This window comes from Nocardioides sp. (assembly GCF_024509035.1).
GTDB lineage: Bacteria > Actinomycetota > Actinomycetes > Propionibacteriales > Nocardioidaceae > Nocardioides.
Genome location: NZ_JANINT010000261.1, coordinates 1 through 2,828 on the forward strand (window position 1 = coordinate 1; position 2,828 = coordinate 2,828).

1 protein-coding gene is annotated in these 2,828 nt (G+C 68.7%); it reads right to left on the reverse strand.

The features are described 5' to 3' along the window. Window positions 1-54: 54 nt before the first annotated feature. Window positions 55-2,828, reverse strand: a 2,774-nt coding sequence (locus Q0L15_RS17870) for a hypothetical protein (protein WP_296605803.1), incomplete at its 5' end; no start/stop codon positions are given.

Here is a 2,828-nt window from a genome sequence, read left to right on the forward strand (position 1 = left end):
AAAAAAAGAGGCCTCCCCGAAGGGAGGCCTCTGCGTTTCATCCCGGGATCGGGATCAGTTGGCGGTGCCGACGAGCAAGTTGTCCATCGTGGACCAGCTGCTGTCGGTCGGATCCGACGGGTTCGGTGCGTCGATCGTGATGCTCGTGATCGGTGCGGCCGTCGTGAACCCGCGATAGTCGTTCTCGTCGGTCGTCGTGAACGTCTCCGTCGTGCCGTCGCTCAGCGCCAGGTCGACCTCGTTGCCCGGGATCGGCGTGCCGGCGATGTCCGACGCGAAGAAGTTGCCGCCGACCGCCGTCACCGTGCCACTCGTGAACGTCACCACGATCTGGTCGGCCGACCCGTTCGTCGTCATCACGCCCGGGAAGAACCACAGGTCGTCGGGGGTCGGCGTCGAGTCGACCGTGTAGCCGAAACCGCCGCTGCTGTAGCTGCGCGCCGGTTCCGCCGCCGAGCTGTTGCCCAGATCGCTGAAGTCGTTCTCGTAGAACCCGGGGGCCACGTGCGTGATGAACGTCGCACGGTCCGTGTAGGTCGCGGGGCCACCGCCACCGGCCGGATCGAAGCCGTTGCAGAAGATCTCCTCCGCGTTGTTCGGGCACAGCACGAACGGAGCGGGTCCGACCGTCAGCGTGACCGGCACGGTGACGAGCGGCGTGACCGGATCGTTCGAGCCGACGCAGACGTTCGCCGTGTAGGTGCCCTCGGCGAGGCTCGCCGCGTTCGCCGTCACGCTGACGTCCGTGTTCGCACCCGCCGCGACCGAGCCACCGGCCGGCGCTTCGCTCAGCCACGGGATATCCGACGGATTCGCACAGGTCGCCGGCGGCGTGCCGCCGAGGCCGACCACCATCGTCATGTGGAAGTTCGGGAAGCCGATCGCGCTGGCCGTCGTCGGTTCGTTCACGCCGCAGTCGGCCGCCGACAGGAACGTCGGATGCGTTTCCGTGGTCGCGTTCGCGCCCGGGAAGAACTGGCCCGTGGCGACCGCCTCGATATGGAACTCGACCACCAGGTCGCTGCCGGCGGTATCCGCGATCGCACCACTGACCGGGATCGTCACCGACACGAGACCGCTGTCGATCGTGCCCGTGCCCGTGCCGATCGGCGTCAGCGACGCGGTCGGGATCGTATCGGTCGGAGTACCGTGCGGGATCGTGTACAGGTTGATCGTCACCGGCACGCCACTCGGTCCGTTGCTGCCGGACGAGATCGTCACGCTGCTCACGTTCGTGCTCGCACCCACGCCCGGATGCTCGCTGAAGTAGAAGCGGCGCCACCAGCTGTTGGCCGTGGTCGACGTACCCGAGACGCCGCAGGACACGCCCTCGTCACCCGGCGAGTTGTCCGCCATCTGCGAGATCTCCAGCGCGCCGAGCGGCGTGACCGGACGACGCATCGCCGGCGGCATGCCTGCCTTCGGGTTACGCGACAGCGAGCCGGGGCCGTACTTCGCGCGCATCTCCTGCGCCGCCTTGGACACGGTCCGATAGCTGTTGCCCTGCAGGCGGCTGTGGCCGTTGATCGACGTGGTGCCCTCACTCACCGTGTAGGTCAGCGCGCTGCCACCCGTGTTGGCGATGTTCAGCGGCGTCGAACCCGTGCCGCCGGCCGCGACCGTCAGCGACAACGCGTTCGGCGTGACGACCGCCACCGGCGGCGTGGTCACGGTCAAGGTCGCGTTCGCCGCCGTGTCGTTGTTGCCGATCGACGTCTGCAGCGCACCCACCGGGATCGTGTTGACGTAGCTTCCCGCCGATGCCGAATGCACCGTGACGGCCACCACGCACGAACCGTTCGCCGGAATCACCGCGCCGGTCGCCAGCGTGACCGAGCCCGAGGTGTTGCTCGCGCCGGTTCCGCCGGTACACGTCGTGGTCGCCGAGGCCGCTGTCGCGACGACACCGGCCGGCAGCGTGTCGACGAGGTTCCCCGTCAGCGTCGCGGCGGTCGTGGTCGGATTGGTCAGCGTGATCGTCAGCGTGCTGTCGACATTGAGCGACACGCTGCTCGGTGCGAACGCCTTCGACACCGACGGCAGCGTCGCGAACGACAGGTGGATCGAATCCACCCACCAGCCCGGGCCCGAGCTCGGCGCGACCGAGCTGTCGTCAGCCGTGCGGAAGCGCAGCTTGGTCGGCTGGCCCGTCGCTGCGACCGGCAGGATCGCCACCGTCGTGATGAAGCCGCCGCTGCTGCCGCTCCAGGCCTGGCGGCCCGCGATCGGGCTGCTGAAGTTCGACGAGATCGTGTCGGTGTAACCGCCCGAGCCGAACGAACCACCCGCGGCGAGGATGTCCGTGAACGGACCGCCGTTGATGCTGATCTCGAGCACCGCACCGTCGAACGTGTCCTCCAGGTTGAACTGGTGGCGGAACGTCAGCGTCGTCGTACCGGCCGGCGTGAACGACGGCGAGTCGAGCGTGAAGTCGTTCACCGCAGGCAGGTCGGTCGCGAACGCCGCGTTCGGCGCCGTGTCCGCCGCGGTCGTCACGGTCGTGAAGTCGTTGCCCGTGGTCGTCGACGTGACCCAGCCGGCCGGCAGCGCCGGGGCGGTGACCTCGTCGAAGTTCTCGTCCGGCGGGAACGTGCCACCGCCGCCGTCCGCGGCGAAGTTGGCGATCACCGTGCAATCGGCCGTGACCGCATTCGTCGTGTAGGTGCCGCCGGCGAGGTTGCCGCCGCAGGTGCCGCCCACCGTGTCGATGTGGAAACCCGCATCGGCCGTCAGCGTGAACGCCGTCGTCGCACCATCATTGACCGTCTGCGGCGTGCTCGGGCTGATCGAGCCCGACGGCGTGCCGACGCTCGGCGTCACCGTGTGCG